General features: G+C 60.9%; 22 protein-coding genes and 4 tRNA genes. 12 read left to right on the forward strand and 14 right to left on the reverse strand.

Annotated elements, in window-relative coordinates:
* Positions 1–22: 22 nt before the first annotated feature.
* From CD04_RS0100860 to asnB, 6 genes are read right to left on the reverse strand one after another with little or no spacing between them, the layout of a single operon-like run.
* The gene (locus CD04_RS0100860) at positions 23–1,114 is read right to left on the reverse strand and encodes a hypothetical protein (protein WP_051848834.1); all 1,092 of its coding nucleotides are present in this window, start codon (positions 1,112–1,114) and stop codon (positions 23–25) included.
* Complete coding sequence (gene prmC, locus CD04_RS0100865; protein ID WP_231480413.1) at positions 1,089–2,078, reverse strand: peptide chain release factor N(5)-glutamine methyltransferase; 990 nt, start codon at positions 2,076–2,078, stop codon at positions 1,089–1,091. The genes CD04_RS0100860 and prmC overlap by 26 nt, the downstream gene beginning before the upstream one ends.
* Entirely contained in the window at positions 2,075–3,160 is a 1,086-nt protein-coding gene (gene nadE / locus CD04_RS0100870; protein WP_081857740.1) for an NAD(+) synthase, read from the reverse strand. The genes prmC and nadE overlap by 4 nt, the downstream gene beginning before the upstream one ends.
* A complete protein-coding gene (locus CD04_RS0100875) occupies positions 3,157–3,420 on the reverse strand; it encodes an acyl carrier protein (RefSeq protein ID WP_031403946.1) in 264 nt (87 codons plus the stop codon). Before CD04_RS0100875 ends, nadE begins: the two co-directional genes overlap by 4 nt.
* Before the next feature lie 49 nt (positions 3,421–3,469).
* On the reverse strand, positions 3,470–5,041 hold the full coding sequence (locus CD04_RS0100880) for a class I adenylate-forming enzyme family protein (protein WP_231480414.1): 1,572 nt from the start codon (positions 5,039–5,041) through the stop codon (positions 3,470–3,472).
* 15 nt (positions 5,042–5,056) lie between these two features.
* Positions 5,057–7,018: an asparagine synthase (glutamine-hydrolyzing) gene (asnB, locus tag CD04_RS0100885; protein WP_038167376.1), complete on the reverse strand. Its 1,962-nt coding sequence runs from the start codon at positions 7,016–7,018 to the stop codon at positions 5,057–5,059.
* A gap of 195 nt (positions 7,019–7,213) precedes the next feature.
* Between asnB and CD04_RS0100890 the strand changes: the two genes are divergently transcribed.
* A complete protein-coding gene (locus CD04_RS0100890; protein WP_031403949.1) occupies positions 7,214–7,660 on the forward strand; it encodes a hypothetical protein in 447 nt (148 codons plus the stop codon).
* Between the two features lie 24 nt (positions 7,661–7,684).
* On the opposite strand, the gene glp is transcribed toward CD04_RS0100890, so the two are convergent.
* From glp to moaA, 4 genes are all read right to left on the reverse strand, one after another.
* Entirely contained in the window at positions 7,685–8,998 is a 1,314-nt protein-coding gene (glp, locus tag CD04_RS0100895) for a gephyrin-like molybdotransferase Glp (RefSeq protein ID WP_031403950.1), read from the reverse strand.
* A 10-nt stretch (positions 8,999–9,008) separates the two neighbouring features.
* Entirely contained in the window at positions 9,009–9,632 is a 624-nt protein-coding gene (gene mobA / locus CD04_RS0100900) for a molybdenum cofactor guanylyltransferase MobA (RefSeq protein ID WP_031403951.1), read from the reverse strand.
* 155 nt (positions 9,633–9,787) lie between these two features.
* Positions 9,788–10,111, reverse strand: coding sequence for a hypothetical protein (locus tag CD04_RS0100905; protein ID WP_156030012.1), 324 nt, complete (start codon positions 10,109–10,111; stop codon positions 9,788–9,790).
* 36 nt (positions 10,112–10,147) lie between these two features.
* Entirely contained in the window at positions 10,148–11,284 is a 1,137-nt protein-coding gene (gene moaA, locus CD04_RS0100910) for a GTP 3',8-cyclase MoaA (RefSeq protein ID WP_031403953.1), read from the reverse strand.
* 183 nt (positions 11,285–11,467) lie between these two features.
* Here moaA and CD04_RS0100915 point away from each other — a divergent pair, with 183 nt between their 5' ends.
* Genes CD04_RS0100915 through CD04_RS0100925 form a run of 3 tightly spaced genes read left to right on the forward strand, consistent with a single transcriptional unit; the run spans position 11,468 to position 14,751 of the window.
* The gene (locus CD04_RS0100915; protein ID WP_031403954.1) at positions 11,468–12,250 is read left to right on the forward strand and encodes an SDR family oxidoreductase; all 783 of its coding nucleotides are present in this window, start codon (positions 11,468–11,470) and stop codon (positions 12,248–12,250) included.
* Positions 12,234–12,692, forward strand: coding sequence for an acyl-CoA thioesterase (locus CD04_RS0100920; RefSeq protein WP_369792760.1), 459 nt, complete (start codon positions 12,234–12,236; stop codon positions 12,690–12,692). The genes CD04_RS0100915 and CD04_RS0100920 overlap by 17 nt, the downstream gene beginning before the upstream one ends.
* Positions 12,693–12,711: 19 nt before the next feature.
* Entirely contained in the window at positions 12,712–14,751 is a 2,040-nt protein-coding gene (locus tag CD04_RS0100925) for an acetoacetate--CoA ligase (RefSeq protein WP_197032988.1), read from the forward strand.
* Positions 14,752–14,778: 27 nt separating this feature from the next.
* Here CD04_RS0100925 and CD04_RS0100930 read toward each other — a convergent pair whose 3' ends face one another.
* The gene (locus CD04_RS0100930) at positions 14,779–15,612 is read right to left on the reverse strand and encodes a squalene/phytoene synthase family protein (protein ID WP_051848836.1); all 834 of its coding nucleotides are present in this window, start codon (positions 15,610–15,612) and stop codon (positions 14,779–14,781) included.
* Positions 15,613–15,773: 161 nt separating this feature from the next.
* On the opposite strand from CD04_RS0100930, the gene CD04_RS0100935 reads away from it, so the two are divergent.
* The 8 genes from CD04_RS0100935 (at position 15,774) to CD04_RS0100970 (ending at position 22,198) form a co-directional block, all read left to right on the forward strand.
* Positions 15,774–15,860 (forward strand) — tRNA-Leu (locus CD04_RS0100935).
* A gap of 35 nt (positions 15,861–15,895) precedes the next feature.
* Positions 15,896–17,209 (forward strand): trigger factor, encoded by a 1,314-nt coding sequence (gene tig, locus CD04_RS0100940; protein WP_031403958.1) that lies wholly within the window; start codon positions 15,896–15,898, stop codon positions 17,207–17,209.
* Positions 17,210–17,380: 171 nt separating this feature from the next.
* Positions 17,381–17,989: an ATP-dependent Clp endopeptidase proteolytic subunit ClpP gene (gene clpP, locus CD04_RS0100945; RefSeq protein ID WP_031403959.1), complete on the forward strand. Its 609-nt coding sequence runs from the start codon at positions 17,381–17,383 to the stop codon at positions 17,987–17,989.
* A 36-nt stretch (positions 17,990–18,025) separates the two neighbouring features.
* A complete protein-coding gene (gene clpX, locus CD04_RS0100950; protein ID WP_031403960.1) occupies positions 18,026–19,294 on the forward strand; it encodes an ATP-dependent Clp protease ATP-binding subunit ClpX in 1,269 nt (422 codons plus the stop codon).
* Positions 19,295–19,381: 87 nt separating this feature from the next.
* A complete protein-coding gene (lon, locus tag CD04_RS0100955) occupies positions 19,382–21,811 on the forward strand; it encodes an endopeptidase La (RefSeq protein WP_031403961.1) in 2,430 nt (809 codons plus the stop codon).
* A gap of 90 nt (positions 21,812–21,901) precedes the next feature.
* A tRNA-Ala gene (locus CD04_RS0100960) sits at positions 21,902–21,977 on the forward strand.
* A gap of 35 nt (positions 21,978–22,012) precedes the next feature.
* Positions 22,013–22,088: transfer RNA gene (locus CD04_RS0100965), tRNA-Glu, on the forward strand.
* 33 nt (positions 22,089–22,121) lie between these two features.
* Positions 22,122–22,198: transfer RNA gene (locus tag CD04_RS0100970), tRNA-Asp, on the forward strand.
* Positions 22,199–22,280: 82 nt separating this feature from the next.
* Here CD04_RS0100970 and CD04_RS0100975 read toward each other — a convergent pair.
* From CD04_RS0100975 to CD04_RS23490, 3 genes are all read right to left on the reverse strand, one after another.
* Positions 22,281–23,147 carry a Druantia anti-phage system protein DruA gene (locus CD04_RS0100975; protein WP_031403962.1) on the reverse strand — a complete coding sequence of 289 codons (867 nt, stop codon included), beginning with the start codon at positions 23,145–23,147 and terminating at the stop codon, positions 22,281–22,283.
* Entirely contained in the window at positions 23,144–24,838 is a 1,695-nt protein-coding gene (locus tag CD04_RS0100980; RefSeq protein ID WP_031403963.1) for an IS66 family transposase, read from the reverse strand. Before CD04_RS0100980 ends, CD04_RS0100975 begins: the two co-directional genes overlap by 4 nt.
* A gap of 139 nt (positions 24,839–24,977) precedes the next feature.
* A complete protein-coding gene (locus tag CD04_RS23490; protein ID WP_156030015.1) occupies positions 24,978–25,139 on the reverse strand; it encodes a hypothetical protein in 162 nt (53 codons plus the stop codon).
* Positions 25,140–25,197 lie beyond the last annotated feature (58 nt).

Raw genomic sequence — 25,197 nt, forward strand, 5'->3', positions numbered from 1 at the left:
TGTGGGCGCGGGAGCAATGCGGTTACTCGTCGACATCCGCGCGCGTTAGGTACCACGCATATGGCTGCAAGTCCAGGGTGAATTCCTTCGAGGTTGCGAGAATCATCGGTTGGCTGGAGTGTTCGCGTTCACGCAGCCCGGCACGGGTCAGAATCTTCACGGTTTCGGCTGGGCACATGAACTCCAGCGAGACGCTGCGATGGCCCTGGATCCGTGCCTCCCGCATCAGCGCGCGCAAGAGTATGGGCAGGTTTCGGCCTTCGGGGCCCGCCGCCAGAAGATCACGAACGTGCAACACTCCGCCATCAGATTCACACACCGCGTATCCGAGGATTTGGTCTGTTGCGGGTTTGCTCACCACGAAAAACCGGTAGCGGTGCCATGGTTTGGGTGCAAACCGCCACGCCAGAAAAGCGCGGTCGCGTATGCCCATGACTTGCCGGTCGTTGCCTGGTCGCGTCGCCCACAAAGCGTTGAAACGAGCATCGGGTTGGTCAACCCAAGCCGCCGAATATGACCCCGGCTGAAACAGTCGGGGCAGCAAGCCATGGCGTAAGCGCAGCAGCATATCGAGTGCTTGACCTGCCACCACGCGTGTGCCAGCGGGCAACCAGCGCGGAAGGTAGTCGCGGGTGCGCAGCACGCGAACGTAGCGCGACATTCCCCTCAACACCTCATAGCCGGCCCGCCTGACAACGGGCAGCGATTTGGGGTTTGGGAAACCATACAGCAGACCATATTGCCTCAGCCCTAGCTGCAATACGCTGCGTTGAAGGGTCAGAGCCGGAAACAGGGTGCGGTGGTGTGCGTCGACTGCGAAATCCGCCATGAGCCCCGCTTCGACCAGATGCTCGCCTATGCGAAGCTGTCGGCATGCGAGCCCCGTTACTCCGACGGCTCGCGGCTGGCACACGTCACGAAGCAGGAAGATTTCGGCACGGCGCACAGGGTTGCAACGATAGAACCAGTCGAGTTTGGTGGCACGGCGCTCGGGGTGCCCGAGATTGTCTGACCAGAGGCCGACGATCTCCTGGGCCTCCGCGTCGAGGTTTGCCGCCTCAACCCGGTAGCGCTCTTGCCCTGGCTGCTCAGGCACAGCTTGAAACGCTGGCATTTGCCGGCGTGCGCCGGCGGGCCATCAAGACGCGAATGTTGCCGTCTGTGTCGCAGACGGTGTCCACCCGGTCGAATTCGAAGTTCTTGCGCAGCAGTTGAAGCATGGCGGCGCCTTGGCCTAGGCCAACTTCCATACCCAACCAGCCGCCCGCGCGGAGCAATGCGGGGGATTCCCGCATCAGGCGCATCAAGATGCCGACGCCGAACGGGCCGCCGTCGAAGGCCAGAGTTGGTTCATAGCCAATGATCTCGGAAGGAAGGGTGTCCACCTTGGCCGTAGAGATGTATGGCGGAGCTGATATCACCATGTCGATGCGCCCATGGTAGTCGGGTGTATCGAACGGCGAAAGGAGGTCTCCATGGTGGAAGCTCACCTGTGGTGCCAGGCCCAGAAGCGAGGTGTTGTTGCGTGCGAGTTCCAATGCGTCCAACGAGAGATCGGCTGCATGCACATGCGCTCGCGGGTCCGCGTGCGCCAACGCGAGGGCGAGGTTGCCCGATCCGCAGCATACGTCGACGATGCGCACGCGGCCATTCATGGCGAGAAGTTCCCGTTGGCGGGCCAAAGCCGCCAGGCCCAGCATCTCGGTTTCTCGCCGGGGGATGAGTGCTTGCGGGCTTGCCAAAAGATCCAAGTTCATGAAGCGCTGGCGGCCGGTGATGTACGCCAATGGCATGCCCTGCAAGCGCTGGGTGATCAGCGCATCCAGGGTTGCCAATTGCTCGGAATTGAGGTTTGGCAAGCTGCGCTCCGTCGCCTGCGCTGCAGACAAGGCGGTTCCGGCTGCAAGATGCCATAGCGCACGCAAGGCCGCATTGGGGGTTTCCTCGGGTTTATCGGGCAGCGCGTGCAGCGCTTGCTCCAACTGCAAGTACCGCTCGGCGAAGCGCCTGCGGCTCTCATCTGACAGGTGCTCGCTCTCGGCCTGCGTGAGCATGGATGCTGGGGCGCTGATGTTCACGATGTGGAGTGCGTTGCCGAGGTGAGGATGGGCTCAACCAGTTGCGCGGGTTGGTGCAGGTAATGCGTGCTTCGCCGCTTGGCGTCGATGTCCGCGTAGATCTGTTCGGCCTGAACGGTCGACAATCCCAGTGCTTGCGCGAGTTGCCCCGCAGGCAGGCCTTCATTGCGGGCCCAAAGCGCCAAATCCATCCGCGCCCAAGGCAGGGCAAAATAAAATTCATCCTGGCCCTGCGGCAAGCTGTATGTATCCGTAGTGGGCGTGGCGGTGCACACGGACTCGGGCAGGCACAGATGCCGCGCAAGGGCGTAAATTTGGGTCTTGTAAAGGTGAGCAATGGGCTTGAGATCCGCCGCGCCATCGCCATTCTTCACGAAGAAACCCTGGTCGAATTCGAGTCGGTTGGGCGTACCCAGGACGGCGTAGTTGAGGCGGTCGGCATGGTAGTACTCGACCGTCTTGCGCACGCGCTGCTTGAAGTTGGTTGCAGCAACAATTTGAAGGTATTCACGCAGCGGCAGTCGCGCACGCGCCGTCACTCCTTCTGGATCCTGGACGACGAGATCAAAGAAATGGACCTTGCCGTCTTTGCTGCTTGCAATGACGATCTTGTTTTTCCAATCGGAGTCATACGCAGGAAACAAGGATCGGATCGCTTCGTCGCGCCGGGCATAACAGCCCAAGGCCGTCAACGCCGGTGCGATGTCTTCGGTTTCACAGCGAAGACCGAGGTGCGCGCCTACAGCGGCACCAAGACTTGTGCTCTGGCAACTGGAGTCTTGTTCCGGCATCAACAGGCCCAGCACCTTATTGGGACCGAGTGCGCGTGCAGCAAGCGCAGCGCACACGGAACTGTCCACCCCACCCGAAAGGCCCAGCACGACGCCGCGCTTGTGCATGCCTGCGAGGGCGCGCCGCATGAAAGCAGTGATGCGTTCGACCTCAAGCTCGTAGTCCAGATCAAATACGGCCGGGCTAATCGAGACCTGGCTCGGCGCCCCCTCGGTTTGAGCTGCAGCTGGCACTGAAGTGACCGCGCGCTTTGCGTCTTGGCACCCACGCTGGGGAAGTTGCCTGGTCATGCTGCAAGCTGCGCGTGGCGCTTACGCCCTACATAGGCGGCAATGGCTTCGAGACTGTCGAGGTTTTCCGGAACCATTTCCGCATCCTGCACCTGAATGCCAAAGCACTCCTCAAGGAACAGGATAAGTTCGAGGATGCCGGTGGAGTCGACGATGTGTAGATCGAGCAGCGAATCCGCATCCGAGAACTGCTCAGAGCCCGAACCCATGATGAAGTTGTCGTCGATATAGCGTCGGACCTGCTCTTTGACGTCGCTCATAGTTGTTTCTCCCAATCGTGGATCATTGCGCCTCGCTTGCCGCAAAGGCCTAGCGAAGTCCGATTTTCTTGATTTTTCCGGTGTTCGTGTGTGGCAGGCTATCCACGAACTCCACGCGCTTTGGGACCATGAAGCTCTCCAGGCGCGTGTGGCAATGCTTCAACACGTCGCGCTCGCTGTAGGTGCTACCAGGTACGAGGACGATGAAGGCTTTCACGGCTTGTCCAAGCAAGGCGTCGTCGACCCCCACCACAGCGACTTCAACTATGCCTGGCAATTCATAAAGAACGTTTTCAACCTCGCGTGGGCTAACTTTCTCGCCACGGCTCTTGATGATGTCGTCCCTACGCCCCACAAAATAGAGCCAGCCCTCTGCATCGGTGCGAAAGATGTCACCGGAGTACAGCACGGTCTCGAATGCACTAGGTCCGGGGCGCAGACGCTCAGCGGTCTCTGTGGGTTTGTTCCAATAGCCACGCATCACGTGGCTGCCTCGCACGACCAGTTCACCGGTGCTGCCATTGGGTAGCCGTGTGCCGGCCTCGTCCACCAGCCATACCTCTTCGTTTGGCATTCCGCGCCCGACACTTGTTGGGCGGATGTCAAGTTGTTCGGGGGGCAGGTAGGTCACCCGCTTGCATTCGGTCAAGCCGTACATTGAGTAAAGAAGGGCTTGCGGAAAGAGTGCGCGGATGCGGCGAATCTGGGTTTCGGACAGGGCGGCGGCGGTGTTTGTAATCAGGCGCAGGTGGGAGAGGTCAAAATCAGCCAGGTTGTCAAGCGCCATGAGCAACGCGAACATGGTGGGGACACCGGGGAACACCGTGACTCGCTCGCGCGCCATGGTCTGTAGCACATGCACAGGGTAAGTGAATGAGCGATCAAGGACCACGGTGGCGCCGAGCTTGAAGGCCATGAGGATCTGGTAAAGGCCGTAGTCGAATGCCAGAGGCAGCGCGCAGGCGATGACGTCGTTTTCCCGAAGGCCCAGATACTGGCTGACGGACTCCTGAGCAGACACCATGTTCAGGTGCGTAAGCATCACCCCCTTGGGGTGGCCAGTGGATCCAGAGGTGTAAATGATGGCGGCCAGATCCTGGTCGATCGTGTTGCGGTCAGGCGCGGGAAGGGCTTCGCCGGCCGGCAGCGCAGGAGGGTAGCTTAGGAGCTCGGTGCCGTTGAATGTGGATCTCTCTGCAGCACCAACCGTCCAGCATGCACGAACGCCGGGTGCGTGGGAAAGGGCATCACGCACGACCGGCGCTAGCGCGGTTTGCGTGATCAGCCCGCTTGCGCCAGCATCGTTCAGCATGTAGGCGAGCTTGTCAGCCTTGGTTAGCGTATTGACGGGCATGAACACGGCGCCAACCTGCAGTACGGCAAATATCGCCGCAACCATGTCCTCCGAGTTGTCGAGAAACAAGGCGACCCTGTCACCGCGCGACAGCCCTTGCGCACGCAGACTGACCATGAGACCTCCGGCCCGCGCAGCGATATCCGCGTAACTGCTGCGCCGGCCTTGGCACACGAGTGCCGTTTTCGCGGCAAGGCGCGCGGCGGTGGCTGAAAAAAAATCGTGGAGCAGCACAGGATGGAAGTCAACTGAAAACGTGGACTTCATATTATGCAAACGCGGCTATGACAGGGCGGGCATTTTTTCGTCCCGCGTTTGCGGGATCGACGTGTCCATAAATTGGCTGTGGAGAAGCATTGTTGACAGCACGCCGATGAAGGCCATGTTGTCGGCAAAGCCGATGGCGCGCCCGGCCCGGCATTTGGCAAACAGCTTATCTACCGCCTTGGGGTCGAAATAGCCGGCGTCGCTAATCGCCCTGGAGCTCATCAAATCGGCCACATAATCAACGGGCTCACCATTCTCGAAAAAACTCTGGCTGTCGGGCGCGCGGTAGGGCTGCTTTGTGCGGGTGCGGATCACCTCGGGAATGAGCCCGCGCACCGCGCGTTTGAGTAACCATTTTTCGGTCAGCCCCATGAGCTTGTAGCGCGGCGGCAACCGGTTGCCGAAGGCAATGAGCCGGTGGTCGAGGAACGGAAAACGCCCTTCGACAGAATGAGCCATGGCCATCCGGTCGCCCTGGGAGCACAGAAGGTAGCCACTCATCAGTGTGTGAGCCTCGATGTACTGATCTTGGGCCAACGGTTGCCAGCGCTGGAAATCCGGCGGGACCTGGGCCGCGATGGCGTGCAGTGCGCTCCAATCTCCCAGTTGCGCACGCACGTCGGGAGCAAGGAATTGCCAAGTGCGCTGCGTCGTGTTCCAGCGGGGCAGGTGGCCAAACCCTGGCTCGTCCAAATGTTCCGCACCGTCGGCAAAAAAGCGCTGTGCCAGCGTCCGGCTTGCCGCAGGGGAGTGACGCAGGTAGGGGTAGAGTCGTTCTAGCAGCGCCCCGCGCCAAGCCGATTGCGGCTTCCTGGCCATAAAGCGACGGACTCTTGCCTCCTTGAACAGGTCGTAGCCGCCGAACACTTCGTCGGCGCCCTCTCCGGTGAGGACCACCTTATAGCCGCTTGCACGGACATGCGCAGCCAGCAGCATCATGGGTACTGGGGCAGAGCGCAGGATGGGCGATTCCGCATGCCATACAGCTTGCGGCAGTGCTGCGGCAATATCCGCGCGCGTGCAGCGCAAGGTGGTGTGTTCACAGCCGAGGTGATCAACAAGGATGCGCTGCTCGGCGCTTTCATCGAACTCGGCGTCGTCGAAGGTGAGGGAAAAGGTGCGCAGGGGAGCGCCGGTAAACCGGCGCACAAGGGTGGCGACGATCGCTGAATCAAGTCCACCGCTGAGATACGCCCCAACGGGCACATCGGCTCGCAGTTGTAGGCGCACGCTGTCAATCAGCAGCTCGCGCAGCGCCTCGGCTGCGTGGTCGGCGCTGGCATAGGGCTCGACCCCGGACTCGCAGGGAAAGCTCCAATCCCAATAGCGCCAAGTGCGTGAACCTCCCGCATCGACTGCCATGCACTCACCGGGGCCCAGGTTGGACACGCCTTCGAAGATGGTGTTTGCTGGCAACGGTGCCCAGGTCGTGAAAATCTCGCCAAGGCCCTGCGCGTTTAACCGGCGTGGTACGCCCGGTAGGGCGAACAACGCCTTCACTTCTGAGGCAAAGGCGAGCTGACTCCCTGTGCGCGTGAAAAACAGTGGGCGAATGCCTACACGGTCACGCGCCAAAAGTAGGCGCTGACGATTTGCATCCCACAGCGCAAAGGCGAATTGGCCGTTGAGGTGGTGCACGCAGGAATCCCCATACGCCAGATAGGCCTGCACGATAACCTCGGTGTCCGAGCGCGTGGCAAAGCGATGCCCATGCCGCTCCAACGATGCGCGCAGCTCCACATGATTAAAAATCTCTCCGTTGAAGCTCACCCAGACCGCACCGTCGGCACTGGACATGGGCTGTGCGCCGCCATCCAAATCAATGATTGAAAGGCGCGCATGGCCAAGCGCGACGGGTCCCTCGGCGTGAAAGCCCTGTGCATCCGGACCGCGGTGGCGCAGGCGGGCGATCATGCTGCGTACGCGCTCCAAATCGGGCGGGTGTCGGAAGTTCAGTAGGCCTGCGATGCCGCACATTTGCGCGATGCTGTTGAAGGTGTGTAGGGTGATTTGCGCATCTTAGGGGCGTGGCTACGTCGCGACACCCCGCATTCAAGGTCTGACTGCAAAGTCTGGCCGATGCGTTTACCTTTGCTTACGATGCCAGCCCCTTGTCATGCGCGCACGCGGCCGCACAATCCAGGCATCACTTTCTCACGCTGTGAAGGCACCATGGATACCCAGACGATCGACCAGTTTTACCAGCAAGTGCAGGCACAGGATCAATCCATCGCGCAGGAACTGCAGGCCCTCGCAGGCAAGTTGCAGGCTGCGTCGCAAGGCGGCAACTCCGACGCACGCGAATGGCTGCTTGACCTGCGGGAGGTGGCGTTGACGGTCCAGGCCCAGCAGCAACAAATGACCCAGCTGCTTCAAGCCATTCACGCGATGTGGCAGAACCAGCAGACCCAGCTTCAGGCCATGCCAGCCGCTATGCAAGGTGGCTACGTGCCGCAGGCGATGGGGCAGAATGCCGCCCCGCCGGCCTTTGGTCGGCCTGGTGGAACGGGGGGACTGATGGGTGCCCTCAGCGGTTTTCTCGGATCCGGCTTTGGCCAAGCCATGGAAATGGGTGCGGGAATCGGACTGGGCGAAGACCTTATCAACAAGCTGTTTTGACCGTGTTGTGCCACGTCGGCACAGTTACACCAACCCCTCAAATGGCAGAAAGTCAACCATCTCGCCCGCTCGTACGCTGCCTTGATCGTGATGCAACACGAGGAATCCGTCGGCTTCGCTCATGGAGCGCAGAATTCCAGAGCCTTGGTCACCGGTGATGCGAGCGCTGTAGCGGCCGTCGGGCAGGGGGTGAATCACAGCGCGCTGGAATTCAGTTCGCCCGGGGCGCTTGCGCAAGTCGGCCTGTGCCACCACGGGTAGAAGCGGCAGACTTTTCGCCTTGGCGCCCATCATGTGAAGGAGAGCATCGCGAACGAAGTGATAGAACGTGACCATGACGGCCACTGGGTTTCCCGGAAGGCCGAAAAGCACCGCGTTATGGCCGCGGCTTGCGATGCGGCCAAAGGCCATTGGCCGGCCTGGGCGCATGGCGATGCGCCAGAATGCCACATCACCAAGTTTGGCCATGATTTGCCGCATGTAATCGGCCTCGCCCACGCTCACCCCTCCGGAGGTGATCACGGCGTCCGCATTTTCGGTTGCGAGACGCAGCGCGCTTTCCAGTAATGCGGGATCATCCCGCACCACGCCCAAGTCAAGGACCTCGCATCCCAAACGCTGGAGCATGGCCCACAGGGTATAGCGGTTGCTGTCGTAAACGCTGCCGGGCTCCTGTGGCTGGCCTATGGAGCGCAACTCGTCGCCGCTTGACAGAAAGGCTACGCGAAGTCGGCGCCACACCATGACCTCCGCTTGGCCGAGCGAGGCAATGAGACCGATATCGGCCGGGCGCAGAAGCCTTCCGCTGGACACCGAAGGTTGACCGGCGCGAAGGTCCTCTCCCCGTTTGCGGGCGTTGTCACCTTGCTTGAGTACGCCTGGCGGAATATGCACCGCATCGCCGACGACTTGGCAAAATTCCTGAGGCACGACGGTGTCACATCCACCCGGAAGCACGGCGCCGGTCATGATGCGAACACAGGTTCCGGCAGGCACAGCTCCCGTGAATTCGTGCCCTGCGAGCCCTTTGCCCACCACCCGCAGGACTGCGGCGCCATCGGCTCCGAGGTCGGCCCCGTGCAGCGCATAGCCGTCCATGCCCGAGTTGTCATGCGCAGGCACATCCATCGGAGCAACCACGTCCTCGGCCAACACGCGACCTAGGGCGGCGCGAAGATCCACGCGTTCGGCCACGCGCAAGGGCTGCACGAAGCGGCCGATAACTTCCTTTGCCATCGCTACGGGCAGGGCTTTGGGGTCGTAGCCGCCAACGCAACTGATGATTTGAGCAAGATCGGGTTCAAGGGCAGCGGCCGTGGGTGCGGAATCTTCGGTCATGGCGTTCGGCTCAGCGGGTCGCACCACGCGTGGGGAGCGTTGTCTGTTCCAAGGCGCGTAGCTCGGATATCGAGTTGACGTTTTCGAATGCTTCAGTGTCATCAAAATCGACCTGGACTGTGCGCAGGGTGGCGGTCCAGGCATCGATCTTCCTGCCGCCGGTATCGAGAAACGCAGTCAGATTCTCGAGGAGCGCCGCTTGCAATAGGCAGAACACCGGCTGCGTGCGCCCGCCGGCGCGTGCCATGGCGACCTGGGCCGAGGCAGCATTGAGGCCGTTGGCAAGGCCACGCGCGAGGCTCATCGGAAATTGTGGGCAATCGCAAGGCACGGTGAGCAAATAAGGCGTTTCACAGTGGGCAAGACCAGTAGAGAAACCAGCCAGCGGGCCCGCATACTCGCCCGGGTCCGCGTCGGGCCAGACCGGTACGCCGAAGGCTTCGTAGGCGGCAAGGTTGCGGTTGGCGTTAATCAGCACCGTGCCCACTTGCGGTTGCAGACGCAGCAGCGCATGCATCGCCAGCGGTAGTCCACGAAACGGCTGCAGCCCCTTGTCTTGGCCGCCCATGCGCGATCCGCGGCCGCCAGCGAGGATGAGACCAGTGATGGATGTCGGGGCGATCGGATCGGTCATGGTCGGCTCCGGGGCGGCGAACTGCGGCGCGGCTACGCGCTTCGCTGGCTATATTACGTCGGTTCTCAAGCGCGGCCGGCTGGGCGGCGATCGGCTGAATCAGCGCACGACGTCTCTTGGGAACAAGCAATGCAAGTCGAAAGGCTCACGGCGTCTCAAGCAGCGGGCGGCCGCATGGAGTCTGCATAACGTGGGCGCGCCTTCATCAGTGTGACGATTAGGCAGCCCAAAGCCACGGTGAACACGAATGTGGCGTCGAATAGGGCCAACCCCACGGCCATCAGATCCACGACTTGCAGCGACTTTTCCTGGGCCATATCCAAGGGCCCGGGGGCCCGTGTCAGGTGCATCCACAAGGCGCCGAAGGCGGGCAGTATGACACCAGCAAAATAGGCTGGAATCAGCCAGCGGGCGATCACAACCTCCAAGCCCGGCAGCACGGGGCGGAAGGGGTCCCTGGAGTGTTCACGATTACTCACGGCAGTGCGATCAAAACCTGGTGGCTGGCGTGGGGGTCAGCCCCCGATGTAGGACATTTCCACCCGGCGTTCCCCCCGCAAGGCTTCGGCAGCAGGTGTGCCCCGCAATTCCGAATAGCGGTCTTCGCGCACGCCCCAGACCTGGGCCACAGCCGCCGCCAGATTCTCATCACTCACCGCGACGATCCCCTGGGCGGCGTCGCCGCGCAGAAGTGCCCGCAGGTCATGACCGTGCGTGGCAAACAGGCAAAGATAAAGTTTGCCCTCCATCGACAATCTGGCGCGGTTGCAATCGCGGCAGAATGCGTGGGTCACGCTGGAGATGGCGCCAATTTCCAGACTTCCGTCATCGAGCATCCACCGCTCGGCGGTTTCTCCCTGCACACTGGGATCCAGTGCATGCATGGGATGACGCGCAGCGATACGCGCAAGCACTTCGCTTGAAGGCAGCACTTGGTCCATACGCCAGTGGTTGGTGTTGCCCACGTCCATAAACTCGATGAAGCGCAGCACCACGCCCTTCGACCGGAAATGATCGACCATGGGCAGGATCTGGTCATCATTGACGCCGCGCTGCACCACCATGTTGACCTTGACTGGGCGTAGCCCCGCGGCCTGAGCCGCGTCTATGCCGTCGAGAACCGCGCGCACAGGGAAGTCCATGTCATTCATGCGGCGAAAGACGGCATCATCCAGCGCGTCGAGACTGACCGTGATTCGGGAAAGCCCTGCCTGAGCCAGCGCCTGGGCCTTGCGAGCCAAGATGGAGCCGTTCGTGGTCATCGTCAGCTCCACGGGACTGCCACCCGGTGTGCGGATTTTCGCCAGCATTGCGACCAAATCCTCCACGCCCCTGCGCAACAGAGGCTCGCCTCCTGTGATGCGCAGCTTGCGCACTCCAAGATTCACGAAGATACGGGCGAGCCGGTCGATTTCCTCGAAACGCAGAAGCTCCGCGTGGCGCAGGAACTCATAGTGCGCGCTAAACACGTCCTTCGGCATGCAGTAGGTGCAGCGAAAGTTGCAGCGGTCTGTGATCGAGATGCGCAGGTCGTGTAACGGCCGCCCAAGTCTGTCGGCCAAAAGGCCCACGGGAGCCTTTTGATTCGCGGGTACGCGCGGTACGGTGGAGGCGTACCGATGGTCGAGGATGGGAATGGTGCGTTCGGACATGCTGCCATTATCGGCAAAGCGGAGCTTTGCGTGGGCATTCGGCATAAAAGCCGTACGAACGGCCGGCGCGAACTTCGCGTGGCGGCGTTGTTGCGGCGCCGCATCGCTCGTACCATGCACAGGATCGATCGCATTGCCGCCCATTCTCCGGCGGCGATAGACGCTCAACGGGAGGCACGACGCATGGCTTACACAATCGACTTATCAGGCCGGGTGGCCTTGGTCACGGGCGCATCCAGCGGCCTAGGTTGGCAATTTGCCCGCGCTTTGGCGCAGGCCGGCGCCGGCGTGGTGCTGGCGGCGCGGCGCACGGAGAGGTTGAAGGAGTTGCGCGCGCGTATCGAGGCCGAAGGCGGCGACGCTCACGTCGTACGGCTTGACGTGACGGATATCGCCAGCATCGGATCGGCCGTGGCGCACGCGGAGACCGAGATGGGCAACATCGACATTTTGGTCAACAACTCAGGCATGTCGGTGGCTCGCAAACTGACCGACATCACGCCGGACGACTACGACCGCATGTTCGATACCAATACGCGTGGGGCGTTCTTCGTCGCGCAGGAGATTGCCAAGCGCATGATCGCCCGCTCCCAGGGGGCTGCGCCTGGCACTTGGGCCGGGGGGCGCATCATCAACGTCGCCTCCATGGCGGGGCTGCGAGTGCTGCCGCAGATCGGCGTGTACGCGATGACCAAGGCCGCGGTGGTGCACATGACGCGCGCGATGGCTCTGGAATGGGGGCGTTTCGGCATCAACACCAACGCCATTTGCCCCGGGTACATCGACACCGAGATCAACCACAGCCATTGGCAGACCGACGCTGGCCAGAAGTTGATCCAGATGCTGCCGCGCAAGCGCGTGGGCAAACCCGAAGACCTCGACGCCGTGCTCTTGATGCTGGCCAGCGGGCAGAGTGACTTCGTTAACGGCGCGGTGATTGCTGCCGACGATGGCTTCGGTGCTTGAGGCTTGGTGGAGCGACTTCATGCGCCTAACCCTGCCCGAACACAAAAAGTGGGTCTTCGAGGCCACCGTTCCCATCCGCTGGGGCGACATGGACGCGATGGGCCACGTCAATAACACCGTGTACTTCCGCTACATGGAGATCGCCCGCCTGGATTGGTTGACCAGCCTAAGCTTGGGGGCGGCTCCGCAAGGGCAGGGACCAGTCGTGGTCAACGCTTTTTGCAACTTCCATCAAGAGTTGCGCCACCCAGGCAATGTTGCTGTGCGCATGTTTGTGGCCAACGCCGGGCGTAGCAGCTTTGACACGTATTACGAGCTTCGGCGCAGCGACGATCTCGCAACCGTGTACGCCAGTGGCGGCGCCAAAACGGTGTGGATTGATTACGCCCTTCGAAAAGGCGCACCACTTCCCGATTCACTGCGACGTCTGATCGCGGATTGACACCCATTCGGAGACCCACATGAATCCATCGGCCAGCAAGCAGCCCGCAGAGTTCGTGGAGATGAACGAGCCGCTTTGGAGGCCCGGCCCCGAGCGCATCGCATTCGCTCATGTCACGGCGTTTCGCGATTTTGTGAACAGACGCCACGGGTTGCAACTTGCAGACTATGAAGCGTTGTGGCAATGGTCCACCTCTAATCTGGGGGATTTCTGGGCTGCTGTGTGGGACACATCCGATGTCGTTGCCGAGACCCGCGGCGACCCGGTTTATGTGTCTGCGGCCAGCATGCCGGATGCGCGCTTTTTTCCCAACGCACGTTTGAACTTCGCACAGAATCTGCTACGCCGGCGTGACGACATGCCGGCCCTGCTTTTCTGGGGCGAGGACAAGGTGCGGCGTGAAATGACCTGGCGCCAGCTGCATGATGAAGTCTCGCGGATGCAGCAGTGGTTGGCCGGCCAGGGTGTGGGCCCCGGTGACCGAGTGGCAGCCTACCTGCCTAACATGCCCGAGGCTGTCATTACCATGCTCGCGGCTTCTTCGCTCGGGGCAGTATTCACTTCCGCTTCCCCCGACTTTGGTGCGCAAGGTCTATTGGACCGCTTCGGCCAGGTCCAACCGAAGGTGCTGGTGGCCTGCGATGGCTACTTTTATGGCGGCAAGACCGTGGATGTGCGAGACAAGCTCATGCAGGCCGTGCCGCAATTGACCAGCCTGAGCGCCGTGCTGGTCGTGCCTTATGTGGCTGCGGCACTCGACCTGCCGATCGATGTGTCGGCGGTGCCCAAGGCACAAACATGGAACCAAGCGCTGGCGCCGCTCGTAGCGGCGGAAGTTCTATTCGTGCAACTGCCCTTCGATCACCCTCTGTACATTCTTTACTCGAGTGGCACCACGGGCGTTCCCAAGTGCATCGTCCACCGCGCCGGTGGGGTCCTGCTCAAGCATCTCAGCGAAATGCGTCTGCATGCTGACGTGCATGCGGGCGACCGGGTTTTCTACTTCACCACCTGCGGTTGGATGATGTGGAACTGGCTGGTCTCGGCTCTCACCCAGAGCGCCACGCTTTGTCTGTACGACGGCTCGCCCTTTGCGGCGGAGGGCAACGTGCTCTTCGACTATGCGGATGCGGCCGGATTTACCCATTTCGGTACCTCGGCCAAGTACCTTGAGGCGCTGAACAAGGCATCCCTTTCCCCCGCGAAGACCCACAAGCTCGCAGCGCTGCGCAGTGTTTTTTCCACGGGCTCGCCTTTGGTGCCTGAAGGTTTCGACACGGTGTACGAACGCATCAAGCGCGATGTCTGCCTAAGTTCCATCTCTGGTGGCACTGATTTGGTGAGTTGCTTCACCTTCGGCACACCCACACATCCGGTGTGGCGCGGGGAAATCCAGGCAGCCGCGCTCGGTATGGCGGTGGCCGTCTACGGGGAAGATGGCAAACCCCTGCCTGAAGGTGAAAAAGGTGAGTTGGTGTGCACCCAGCCTTTCCCGACCATGCCGCTTGGCTTTTTGGTCGACGGAAGTCTGGAGAAGGGTCGAAGCCGATACCTTGACGCCTATTTCACGCGCATGCCAGGGGTGTGGCACCACGGCGACTACATCCAGCGCACGGTCCACCAAGGCTACATCATTTATGGGCGGTCCGATGCGACGCTCAACCCCGGAGGGGTGCGTATCGGTACTGCAGAAATTTACCGGCAGGTTGAAAAGCTTCCCGAAGTGATGGAGTCGCTGGTGATCGGCCAAAATTGGCCGCCCGGCACCTACAACGATGTGCGGGTGGTGCTGTTTGTCAGGTTGCGCGACGGACTCGTGCTTGATGACGCGCTGATCGAACGCATAAAGCAGACCATCCGCGTCAACACAACGCCTCGCCACGTTCCAGCGCGCGTCGTGCAGGTGCACGACATTCCGCGCACCAAGAGCAACAAGATCGTTGAACTTGCCGTGCGCAACCTGGTGCATGGAGAACCCGTGAAGAATCTCACCGCGCTGGCCAACCCGGAGGCGCTGGAAGAGTACCGGCAGATGAAGATCTCGCTTGAAGCCTCCTGACTGGAGGCGGCTGGCGTTCGCGGCATTTCACCGCGCCCATTGCGCCGTCCATGCCGCCCACAGCATGCGCGTCGGGGTAAGGCTCAGGCGCTGATTCAGCAGGGCATATTGATCGCGCTCCATCTCGCGCAGCAGGGCATGCGCCATGCGGGAAAGCGCAATGCCGGGCAGCGCCGCTTGACCCATGTCCCGCGGGCGTAGCGTGTCGGCCCTTACGAGGGCCGTGTGGGCCCTCGTTGCTGCGTGCGCCAGGAGCGCGCGAACCTCGCGGGTTTCGTCACAGGCGAGCAATTGGCGTGCCTTGACCCCAAGCGCAGCCAATTCGTCAACGGGAAAAAAAATCACGCCGCGTCGCGCGTCGCGCCCCACGTCGCGCACCATGGCTACTTGGGCGAGTGCTACGCCAAGCGCCGCGGCCCAGTCCAACGCAGCAGATGTCCCTTGGCCTGCGAGTTGGCACGACACGCGCGCGACTTGCCCCGGCCCGCAATCCAGATGGTTTTCAATGCCAATCCAGTCGAGCCAGCGGTTCTGTTGCAAGCTGGCCCGGACATGCGTGATCGCCTGAAGGAGTGCGCCAGGAGCCACGCAAGCCTCCAGCAGGGCCGGTTGCAGTTGGAGCAGCAGGGGATGGTCGGGCCGATCGTCCTGGCAAAGGCGTACCTGCGCTTCCCACCAAGCGAGCTTGGCCGCGGCCACGGAGGGTTCCGACACCGTGTAGGGGATGCTGCGCACCGCGCGCCACCAGGCCTGGAACAGCAGGAGATTTCGCCGTCGCGCAGCGGGTTGGTTCAGGGTGGCGTAGTACCAGGCCGTTCCCCGTGGCGCAAGACCTAGGTCCGATTGAAATTCAGGGGTCATGGGGCAGCGCGTGTGTGAATGGATGCCACTGAGTCAAGCGCGCGGCGGGGTACAGGATAAAATAATATGTTTGTCGGTGGCAGAACACGCCCCCATCGCCTGCCCTGAGTTGGCGGGCAAGGACGGGCGCGGGTAATCGGCGCAGCATGCGCATGGCCCCTGCGAGGGTGGCGAAATTGGTAGACGCACCAGGTTTAGGTCCTGACGCCTTCACAGGCGTGGGGGTTCGAGTCCCCCTCCTCGCACCACAGCATCCTCATTCATTTTCACGATCGGATTTCCCATGACAGCCGTAGAAACTTTGGATAAGTTGCAGCGCCGCATTACCGTCTCTGTGCCCAAGACCGAATTGCAGAGTGAGGTGTTGGCCCGCCTGAAAAATCTGTCACGCACGGCGCGTGTCTCCGGCTTTCGTCCGGGCAAGGTGCCCTTGTCGGTGATGCAAAAGCGCTACGGCTCTTCGGTCGAGGCCGAGGTGCTGCAAGACAAAGTTGGCAGCGTGTTCTATGAAGCCGTTAATGCGGCGCATGTGCGTGTCGCCGGGATGCCAGCATTCACGCCGCACGAGGCCACCGATGGTGCCGATGCATTCGCCTTTGATGCGGTCTTTGAAGTCTACCCTGACGTGATCCTGGGTGACCTCACCAGCTTGGAATTGGAACGTGCCACGTGTAGCGTGGACGATGCTGCCATTGACAAGACGATGGAAATCCTGAGGAAGCAACGTCGTACCTTTCAGGAGCGTGCCTCTGGCGATAACGCTGCGCGCGATGGTGACCAGTTGACCGTGAATTTTGTGGGCAAGATTGACGGAGTGGCCTTTCCCGGTGGCAGTGCCGATGACTTTGAATTCGTGTTGGGCGAAGGCCGCATGTTGCCCGAGTTTGAGGCCGCCGCCCGCGGTGCGCTGCCAGGTTCCACGGTGGAGTTCGATCTCCATTTCCCCGACGATTACCAAGGGCGCGAAGTGGCGGGAAAGACGGCGCGATTCTCGCTTGACGTGATCAAGGTCGAGGCGCCCGTATTGCCTGAACTCAACGGCGATTTCGCCAAGGCATTGGGGGTTCCCGACGGCGATATTCAAAGGCTTCGCGATGACATCCGCAAAAATCTTGAACGTGAAATTGCGACGCGGCTGACGGCGCGTAACAAGCGGACCGCAATGGATGGGCTGCTGAAGGTCAATAGCGTGGACCTGCCGTCGAGCGTGGTCAACAGTGAGATCGAGCAACTGATGCGCGCCGCGCGCCAGGATTTGCAGTCGCGCGGCATGAAGGACGTCGAGAAATTGCCGCTGTCTCCTGACATGTTCCGTGAGCAAGCTGAGCGTCGCGTACGCCTCGGGCTGATCGTGGCCGAACTTGTCAAGGAAAATGAACTGCACGCCAAGCCCGAACAGGTGCGTGGCCATGTGGAGGCGCTGGCCTCTAGCTACGAAACCCCGCAAGACGTGACGCGCTGGTACTACGGTGATCCGCAGCGCCTGTCCGAGGTGGAATCGATCGTTGTCGAGAATAACGTGGCCGAGTTCGTCTTTAGCCAGGCCAAGACGACGGAAAAGTCGCTGAGTTTCGACGAGGTTATGCAGACGGCTTGATCGCCGTCGAGATCCGGGACAAGCCGCCCGCTTGCCGCTTGAGCGGCGGTCGGGCGGTTTTTTGTTGCGCACGCATCACTTGACACCCCTTACCGACAGGTTTTGTGAGGCTTAGCATTGCGCTCGCCTGTGCCATGCTAACCTTGCCCCATTGCTTACCAATCTCGATCCATGAGCGCCATCGAAACCCAAAATCTTGGCATGGTTCCTATCGTCATCGAACAAAGCGGACGAGGGGAGCGGGCCTATGACATCTACTCGCGCCTGCTGCGCGAGCGCGTGATCTTTCTTGTTGGGCCAGTCAATGACCAGACCGCAAACCTCGTTGTGGCCCAATTGTTGTTTCTGGAGTCGGAAAACCCGGACAAGGACATTTCGCTCTACATCAACTCGCCGGGCGGCTCTGTGTCGGCGGGCATGGCGATCTACGACACGATGCAGTTCATCAAGCCAGACGTGTCCACGCTGTGCACAGGTATCGCTGCGAGCATGGGCGCTTTTCTTCTCGCTGCTGGCGCCAAGAGCAAGCGCTATTCCCTGCCCAATTCCCGTGTGATGATTCATCAGCCGCTGGGTGGCGCCCAAGGCCAAGCGACTGACATTGAAATCCAGGCGCGTGAAATTCTCTATTTGCGCGAGCGACTCAACGCCATTCTTGCCGAGCGCACCGGGCAATCGATCGAAAAAATCGCACAGGACACCGACCGGGACTTTTTCATGTCAGCGGATCAGGCCAAGGACTATGGCCTGATTGACGAGGTCATTGCCAAGCGCGCCTGAGCGCCGTCCCCCATCCAGATTTGCGAGTAGCGAGCCATGGCTGACAAGAAAACACCCGCAGGCGAGAAGATCCTCTACTGCTCCTTTTGCGGAAAGAGCCAGCATGAAGTAAAAAAGCTCATCGCGGGCCCATCGGTGTTTATCTGCGACGAGTGCATCGACTTGTGCAATGAGATCATCCGGGATGAGGCCGTAGGATCCGAGAAGGCAGATCGGCTTGGTAAGTCGGACCTGCCCATCCCCCAGGAAATCAAGGATATTCTCGACCAGTACGTGATCGGGCAGGAGTCCGCCAAGCGGATTCTGTCCGTGGCCGTGTATAACCATTACAAGCGCCTGCAGCATGCGGGAAAGCCTGGCGAGGTTGAACTGGCCAAGAGCAATATCTTGCTCATCGGACCAACCGGTTCGGGAAAAACGCTTTTGGCCCAGACCCTTGCGCGAGTGCTTAACGTGCCATTCGTGATTGCCGACGCCACCACCCTGACCGAGGCGGGCTACGTGGGCGAAGATGTCGAAAACATCATCCAGAAGTTGCTGCAGAGCTGCAATTACGAGATTGAAAAGGCTCAGCGCGGCATTGTTTATATTGACGAGATCGATAAAATCTCGCGCAAATCTGAAAATCCATCGATTACTCGTGATGTCTCGGGTGAGGGCGTGCAACAGGCGCTGCTCAAGCTGATCGAAGGTACGATGGCTTCTGTGCCACCGCAGGGTGGGCGCAAGCACCCCAATCAGGATTTCATTCAGGTCGATACCACGAATATCCTGTTTATCTGTGGTGGTGCCTTTGATGGGCTGGAAAAAATCATCCAGAATCGTTCGGAGAAGTCCGGGATCGGGTTTTCAGCCACGGTGCGATCCAAGACGCAGCAGAGTGTGTCCGAGACGTTCCAGCAAATCGAGCCTGAAGATCTCATCAAATTCGGCTTGATCCCCGAGTTGGTCGGACGACTGCCCGTGGCGGCGACACTTTCCGAACTTGACGAGGCGGCCCTTGTTCAAATCTTGACAGAGCCGCGTAACGCCCTGGTCAAACAGTACCAGAAGCTGTTCGAGATGGATGGCGTCAAGCTGGAGTTCCGACCATCGGCGCTTTCCGCAATCGCCCACAAGGCTCTGCAGCGGCGCACCGGCGCCCGTGGCCTGCGCTCGATTGTTGAGCAGTCATTGCTGGAGACCATGTTCGAGATCCCCAATCTCAAGGGTGTAACGAGTGTGATGGTGGATGAAAACACGGTCAATGTCGGTGGCAAGCCTCTGCTCACATTTGAAGATCCTCCCAAGGCGGCGGGTGCCTGAACGGTTTGCCCGTCGGAGCACGCGGGCTGTCTTGTAATTCGGGCAACTCGCCCCATTTGTTGACCATTACTTTCCAGGGTGCTCCCCATGGCTGAAACCCAAAATTCCCCGACCTTGGCCACTTCCGCGGTCCCGCTTCTGCCATTGCGTGACGTGGTCGTTTTCCCTCATATGGTCATCCCGCTGTTTGTGGGTCGACCCAAATCCATCAAGGCGCTGGAGTCGGCCATGGAGGCCGGCAAACAGATCATGTTGGTCGCGCAAAAGACAGCAGCCAAAGATGAACCGAAGCCCGAAGATCTGTTCGAGATGGGCTGCATGTCCACAATCCTGCAGATGCTCAAGCTGCCCGACGGCACCGTAAAGGTGTTGGTGGAGGGCGTGCAACGCGCCAAGGCCAGCCAGGTTGAGGACAACGGTGATTTTTTTGTGTGCGAAGTCGAATTGGTGGAAGCGCCAAGCGAGGCATCTGCAGAGTCGGAGGCACTTCGCCGCGCGGTCGTGACGCAGTTTGATCAGTATGTAAAGCTGAACAAGAAGATTCCGCCGGAAATTCTCACCTCCATTTCCGGCATTGACGATCCAGGTCGTCTGGCGGACACCATTGCTGCGCATCTGCCGCTCAAACTCGAACATAAACAGATGGTGCTCGAGTTTGCAGACATTCACGCCCGCTTGGAAAATCTCCTCGAGCAACTGGAGCGCGAGGTCGATATCCTGCAAGTTGAAAAGCGTATCCGCGGGCGAGTCAAGCGCCAGATGGAGAAGAGTCAGCGTGAGTATTACCTGAACGAACAGGTTAAGGCGATCCAAAAGGAGCTCGGTGAAGGCGAGGAAGGGGCCGACATCGAGGAACTGGAGAAGAAGATCAAGGCCGCGCATATGCCCAAAGAGGCGCGCAAGAAGGCCGATGCCGAGCTCAAAAAGCTGAAGCTTATGTCGCCGATGTCGGCAGAAGCGACAGTGGTGCGCAACTATTTGGATGTGCTTGTCAACCTGCCCTGGGCAAAGAAGTCGAAGGTGAAGCATGACCTTGCCTTCGCCCAGCAGGTGCTTGATGAAGATCATTATGGTCTTGAGCGCGTCAAGGAGCGCATTCTTGAATATCTTGCCGTTCAACAACGCGTGGACAAAGTCAAGGCGCCTATCCTGTGCCTGGTCGGGCCTCCTGGGGTGGGCAAGACATCCCTGGGTCAGTCTGTGGCGCGGGCAACGGGTCGCAAGTTCGTGCGCATGGCTTTGGGTGGCGTGCGTGATGAGGCCGAGATCCGCGGGCACCGTCGCACCTACATTGGATCCATGCCGGGTAAGATCCTTCAAAGCCTGAACAAGGTTGGGGTGCGCAATCCGCTATTCCTTCTCGATGAAGTGGACAAGCTTGGGATGGATTTCCGCGGCGATCCATCATCGGCGTTGCTCGAAGTGCTCGACCCCGAGCAAAACCATACGTTCAGTGACCATTACGTCGAGGTGGATTTCGACCTGTCTGACGTAATGTTCGTCGCGACCAGTAATTCGCTGAACATCCCGCCTGCGCTGCTCGACCGCATGGAGGTGATACGACTCTCGGGTTATACAGAGGATGAGAAGGTCAATATTGCTCAGCGGTATTTACTGCCCAAGCAGATGAAAAATAACGGGGTCGATGCGTCCGAGCTCGACGTCACCGAAGACGCGATCCGTGGAATCGTGCGCTACTACACCCGCGAGGCTGGCGTGCGTTCATTGGAGAGGGAGATCTCGAAGATCTGCCGCAAGGCTGTCAAGGGCCAGATGCTGAAAAAGTACGTCGGCAAGGTTGTTGTCACGGGCGAGAACTTGAATGAGTTCCTTTCCGTGCGACGCTTCAATTTCGGCCTCGCCGGTCGCGAAAACCAGGTGGGCCAAGTCGTTGGACTCGCGTGGACTGAAGTCGGAGGCGAACTGCTGACCGTTGAAGCGACGAAGATGCCTGGAAAGGGAGCGATCATCCGTACAGGTTCGCTTGGCGACGTCATGAAAGAGTCCGTTGAGGCGGCGCGTACAGTGGTACGTGTGCGCGCAAAGCGCCTGGGTATCAAGGATGAGGTCTTTGAGAAGTTTGACCTTCACATTCACGTCCCCGAAGGCGCTACGCCCAAGGATGGGCCAAGCGCGGGGGTGGCAATGACCACAGCTATCGTGTCGGCCCTGACGGGAATCCCGGTCCGCGCGGACGTCGCCATGACCGGCGAGATCACGCTGCGCGGCGAAGTGCTGGAAATCGGAGGCCTGAAGGAAAAGCTTTTGGCAGCGCATCGTGGCGGGATCAAGACCGTCTTGATCCCAGAGGAAAATGTCAAGGACTTGCAGGAGTTCCCTGAGAACATCAAGAGCAACTTGGAAATCATCCCAGTCAAATGGATCGATAAAGTGCTTGAGCTGGCTCTGGAACGCGCGCCAGCCCCCTTGCCGGAAGAACCTGTTCCTGCGGTGCCTGCGGCAACCGGTGCGGCCACAGATTCGCCTGTAGTGGTCGACGCTTCCACGCGGCATTGAGGGTCGAAGGCGCGTGAGCCCCACAATTTTCTGGCGGGTAGGGCTTGCGCGTTTACCGCTGCATGCCTTATGATTTCGCTCTTTGCTTGTGGGGGTATAGCTCAGCTGGGAGAGCGCTTGCATGGCATGCAAGAGGTCAGCGGTTCGATCCCGCTTACCTCCACCACTCAGCAGCAGTCGAAATTGAGTTGTACAAGTCCTGTCCCCTTCGTCTAGAGGCCTAGGACACCGCCCTTTCACGGCGATAACAGGGGTTCGAATCCCCTAGGGGACGCCAGCCCTAACAAGCTGAGCAGCAGTAATAGCAGTTGGAGTGGTAGTTCAGTTGGTTAGAATACCGGCCTGTCACGCCGGGGGTCGCGGGTTCGAGTCCCGTCCACTCCGCCAAAATTAAAGCCCAAGTCAATCAATGACTTGGGCTTTTTTATTTTGAGTCGCGGTAAAGATTCGGTGATGACGTCGGCAGCCGTTACCGACGCAGGATGGCTGCGTAGTCGGGACGCAGCGGGTACAGCCAGATGTCCTTGATGGGCAGCGCCTGTTGGTGCGAGAGGCTCTTCTTGCCGCGGCCGGTTGTTTTGCCCACGAGGACCCAGTTGGCGGCCTTGTAGCAGGTGCCTTTGTGCCTGGGGCTTTCGACGAAGGTCTCCAGCATCACGGGCGAGTAGCCGTAGCGCTGCTGCCAGTCTTTGGGCAGGCGACGCGCGGCGAGGGCCAGGATCTTCGAGGCAAGCCCTTTGGACTGCACCCACGGCAGGATCAGGAAACGCGTGTTGTTGACGACGCGCTGCAGGTTGTTCTGCCGCTGATCGTGATTCCAGCCGATGAATCGTTCGCGATCGGCCAGCTTCCAGGCGCTGGCGCCGAAGCTCAGCAAGGCAACGAGCCGGTCGCCAGCGTAGACGTTGTAACGGATCTGGCTGCCCGACATGGGCGTGTAGCCCAGGTAGTGGTAACGCGCCACATATTCGTTCCACAGCCTGGAGGCCGCGCCGACACCGGCGACCACCTCCAGGCGCAAGGCATCCAGAGCATGCACGGGCATGTCGATCGCACCTTGCGCATCGGTGGCCGGTGTGGGGTCGAACTGCGCCCGGCGCCGCGGGTGAGGCATCTGTGAGGGTGGCAGCGTGATCAAGCCGTCAGTCTGCATGCGCAGCATCGCCACGCGGCAACTCATGTCGCTGAGGCGTCCATCAGGGCGGCGCCAGTCGATCATCTCGCACACCCTGCGCGACAGCGGCGCGCGCTTGAGCTGGGGGTTTTGCGCCATCAGCCAGGCGATGGCGTCAAGCTCCTCCTGCGTGAACACGCGCCCGCAGTACCGTTTGTTCATGAGCTGTCGATTGTTGCGCAGGCCACGCCGCGCATCGCGCTCAGCCGGGCCTCATCCATCCGCCAGGGCAGGAAGCGGTCGAGGTCCGCCGGCATGCAGCCGCCCGCGTGTGCGCAGGCATGCAGATACGCGCTCAGCCAGGTGCGCGGATTGATCCCCCAGCACTTGAGCGTACCCAACACGCTCATCATCGTGGCGGCCAGCTGCCCCGACCACTGGCTGCCCGAACCATAGAAGTTCTTGCGCCCGACCACCGCGGGCCGCAGCGCGCGTTCGGCGGCGTTATTGTCCAGGTCGATGGCGGGATGATCCAGGAACAGGATCAGTCCCGCCCAGTACGTGCGCAGGGTACGCAGCACCTTGTGCGCCGCGCCTGCCAGTGCCGTGTCGGCCAACTCATCCAGGCAGCGCTGCTCCATCGAGGCCACCAGCGCGCGCGTCTCGGCATCGCTGTCCTTGAAGGCAGCGTCGCCATCCGCCCATTGTTGCCGCCGCCGGGCGTGCAAGGCGTACAGCTCGCCGATGAGCCCGACCCATCCCATGGCCCAGTCCCACAGCGCCGGATAATCATTGGCCGCGCGCAGGAAGTCGCGCCGCTGGTGCGCCCAGCAGATCGACAGCTTCACCCCCGGGTTCAACCGGGCGAACTTGCGGTACGAGGCGTAGCGGTCGACACTGAGAATCCCCTCGTCCACATGGTTGAGTGCGGCCGCCGGCACCGAGGCCGAGCGTGAAGGATCGAGCACAAAGCACACCGCAGTGGCCGACTGAAACACCCACAGGTACCAGCGATGCCCGACCTTGCCGGGCTCCTCCTCGAACACCTCCCAGCGTGTCTCGTCGGCATGCCAGTGCGAGCCACGTCGCAGCTCATCCAGGCCAGCCTCGGCCACCGGCCCCAGCAACGGCCACAGCATGCGCAGGCCCTCGGTGAGCGTGCCCTGCGCGATGTGCAGCCCATGATCGTCCCAGTCCTGCAGCAGCCTGTGGCTGGGCTGCCCATAGAGAAACTTCGACAGCAGTGCCTCCACCCAGACCGACACGCCCAGCTTGCCCCGTGGGATGAGTTGCGCCGGCGGCGGCGCCGTCACGATGCCGGGAAGTGCGCCGCAGCAGCACAGCGGCCGGTAGCGGTGCCGACGGACGATGCGGCGGTACGCCTTGACCTCGATCTCCAGAATCTCGGCATCCTGCGTGCCGGGAAACGCGCTCAGCCCCAGGCCGCAGCGTGGGCACGTCGTCTGCAGCGTCACCTCCTCAACCCTGGCCGGCAATCCGCCCAGGCGCGTGCGGCCGTGACCACGCCGCCCACGTTGCTGGCCCCGCGGCCGTGGAGGGCCAGCGCTGACCTGGCACACCGCATTGATCCGGCGCGACTGTTCCGTCTTGGCGCCAAACACGCGCAGGCGAAGATCGCGGATCTGCGCCTGCGCGGCCTCCAGCGCCGCCTTCAACTCGGCTTCACGCTGCGCAAATCGCGCCTTCTCGGCCTGATGCCGACGTTCCACGAATTCGATGCGCGCCACGGCTCGCGCATGCAGGGATCGGTATGAACTTGCCCGCTGCACCAACTCGATGTGCTCGCGCCTGGTCAGCGTGACCAACTCCTGGTCATAGGGTTTCGGCGTCGGCCGTCTTGCGTCGGGCACCGTCCCGATCGCCGAGTCCAGGTCTGCGGCTGTGTCGTTCACAGCAAACAGGGTACGGCGAAAAAACTTCTGTGTCCAGCACGTTCTGCTCGCGACTCGGTCAGCCTACGTCATCACCGAATCTTTACGAGTCGCGCTCGCTCTTACCCTGGCACTTACTGCATGACGCGGCTAGCGATGGTCAGTGCGTCTTGCGTACCAATGCATGCATGCAGCCATCTTCTGTGGCGAGAGCGTGCACTGCATAGCGAGAATACAGCAGGTAATAGCTGATGGCTGCTCGGAACCAGGAGTGCGCCTTGCCGCCGAACTCCATGCTGAAGTACGCAATCGGCTCTTGCATGGCGGCGCGCCCGAGGCATGGCTCCAACTTCAGCGCACATCGAGTGCCAGTTCGGCGA

The organism is Thiomonas sp. FB-Cd (assembly GCF_000733775.1).
GTDB lineage: Bacteria > Pseudomonadota > Gammaproteobacteria > Burkholderiales > Burkholderiaceae_C > Thiomonas_A.

Excerpts from the sequence above, each read along its gene's own strand:
- CD04_RS0100860 (WP_051848834.1), bottom strand. The coding sequence starts at position 1,114 with ATGCCAGCGTTTCAAGCTGTGCCTGAGCAGCCAGGGCAAGAGCGCTAC.
- nadE (WP_081857740.1), bottom strand. The coding sequence starts at position 3,160 with ATGACCAGGCAACTTCCCCAGCGTGGGTGCCAAGACGCAAAGCGCGCG.
- CD04_RS0100875 (WP_031403946.1), bottom strand. The coding sequence starts at position 3,420 with ATGAGCGACGTCAAAGAGCAGGTCCGACGCTATATCGACGACAACTTC.
- CD04_RS0100880 (WP_231480414.1), bottom strand. The coding sequence starts at position 5,041 with ATGAAGTCCACGTTTTCAGTTGACTTCCATCCTGTGCTGCTCCACGAT.
- asnB (WP_038167376.1), bottom strand. The coding sequence starts at position 7,018 with ATGTGCGGCATCGCAGGCCTACTGAACTTCCGACACCCGCCCGATTTG.
- CD04_RS0100890 (WP_031403949.1), top strand. The coding sequence starts at position 7,214 with ATGGATACCCAGACGATCGACCAGTTTTACCAGCAAGTGCAGGCACAG.
- glp (WP_031403950.1), bottom strand. The coding sequence starts at position 8,998 with ATGACCGAAGATTCCGCACCCACGGCCGCTGCCCTTGAACCCGATCTT.
- mobA (WP_031403951.1), bottom strand. The coding sequence starts at position 9,632 with ATGACCGATCCGATCGCCCCGACATCCATCACTGGTCTCATCCTCGCT.
- moaA (WP_031403953.1), bottom strand. The coding sequence starts at position 11,284 with ATGTCCGAACGCACCATTCCCATCCTCGACCATCGGTACGCCTCCACC.
- CD04_RS0100915 (WP_031403954.1), top strand. The coding sequence starts at position 11,468 with ATGGCTTACACAATCGACTTATCAGGCCGGGTGGCCTTGGTCACGGGC.
- CD04_RS0100920 (WP_369792760.1), top strand. The coding sequence starts at position 12,234 with ATGGCTTCGGTGCTTGAGGCTTGGTGGAGCGACTTCATGCGCCTAACC.
- CD04_RS0100925 (WP_197032988.1), top strand. The coding sequence starts at position 12,712 with ATGAATCCATCGGCCAGCAAGCAGCCCGCAGAGTTCGTGGAGATGAAC.
- CD04_RS0100930 (WP_051848836.1), bottom strand. The coding sequence starts at position 15,612 with ATGACCCCTGAATTTCAATCGGACCTAGGTCTTGCGCCACGGGGAACG.
- tig (WP_031403958.1), top strand. The coding sequence starts at position 15,896 with ATGACAGCCGTAGAAACTTTGGATAAGTTGCAGCGCCGCATTACCGTC.
- clpP (WP_031403959.1), top strand. The coding sequence starts at position 17,381 with ATGAGCGCCATCGAAACCCAAAATCTTGGCATGGTTCCTATCGTCATC.
- clpX (WP_031403960.1), top strand. The coding sequence starts at position 18,026 with ATGGCTGACAAGAAAACACCCGCAGGCGAGAAGATCCTCTACTGCTCC.
- lon (WP_031403961.1), top strand. The coding sequence starts at position 19,382 with ATGGCTGAAACCCAAAATTCCCCGACCTTGGCCACTTCCGCGGTCCCG.
- CD04_RS0100975 (WP_031403962.1), bottom strand. The coding sequence starts at position 23,147 with ATGAACAAACGGTACTGCGGGCGCGTGTTCACGCAGGAGGAGCTTGAC.
- CD04_RS23490 (WP_156030015.1), bottom strand. The coding sequence starts at position 25,139 with ATGCAAGAGCCGATTGCGTACTTCAGCATGGAGTTCGGCGGCAAGGCG.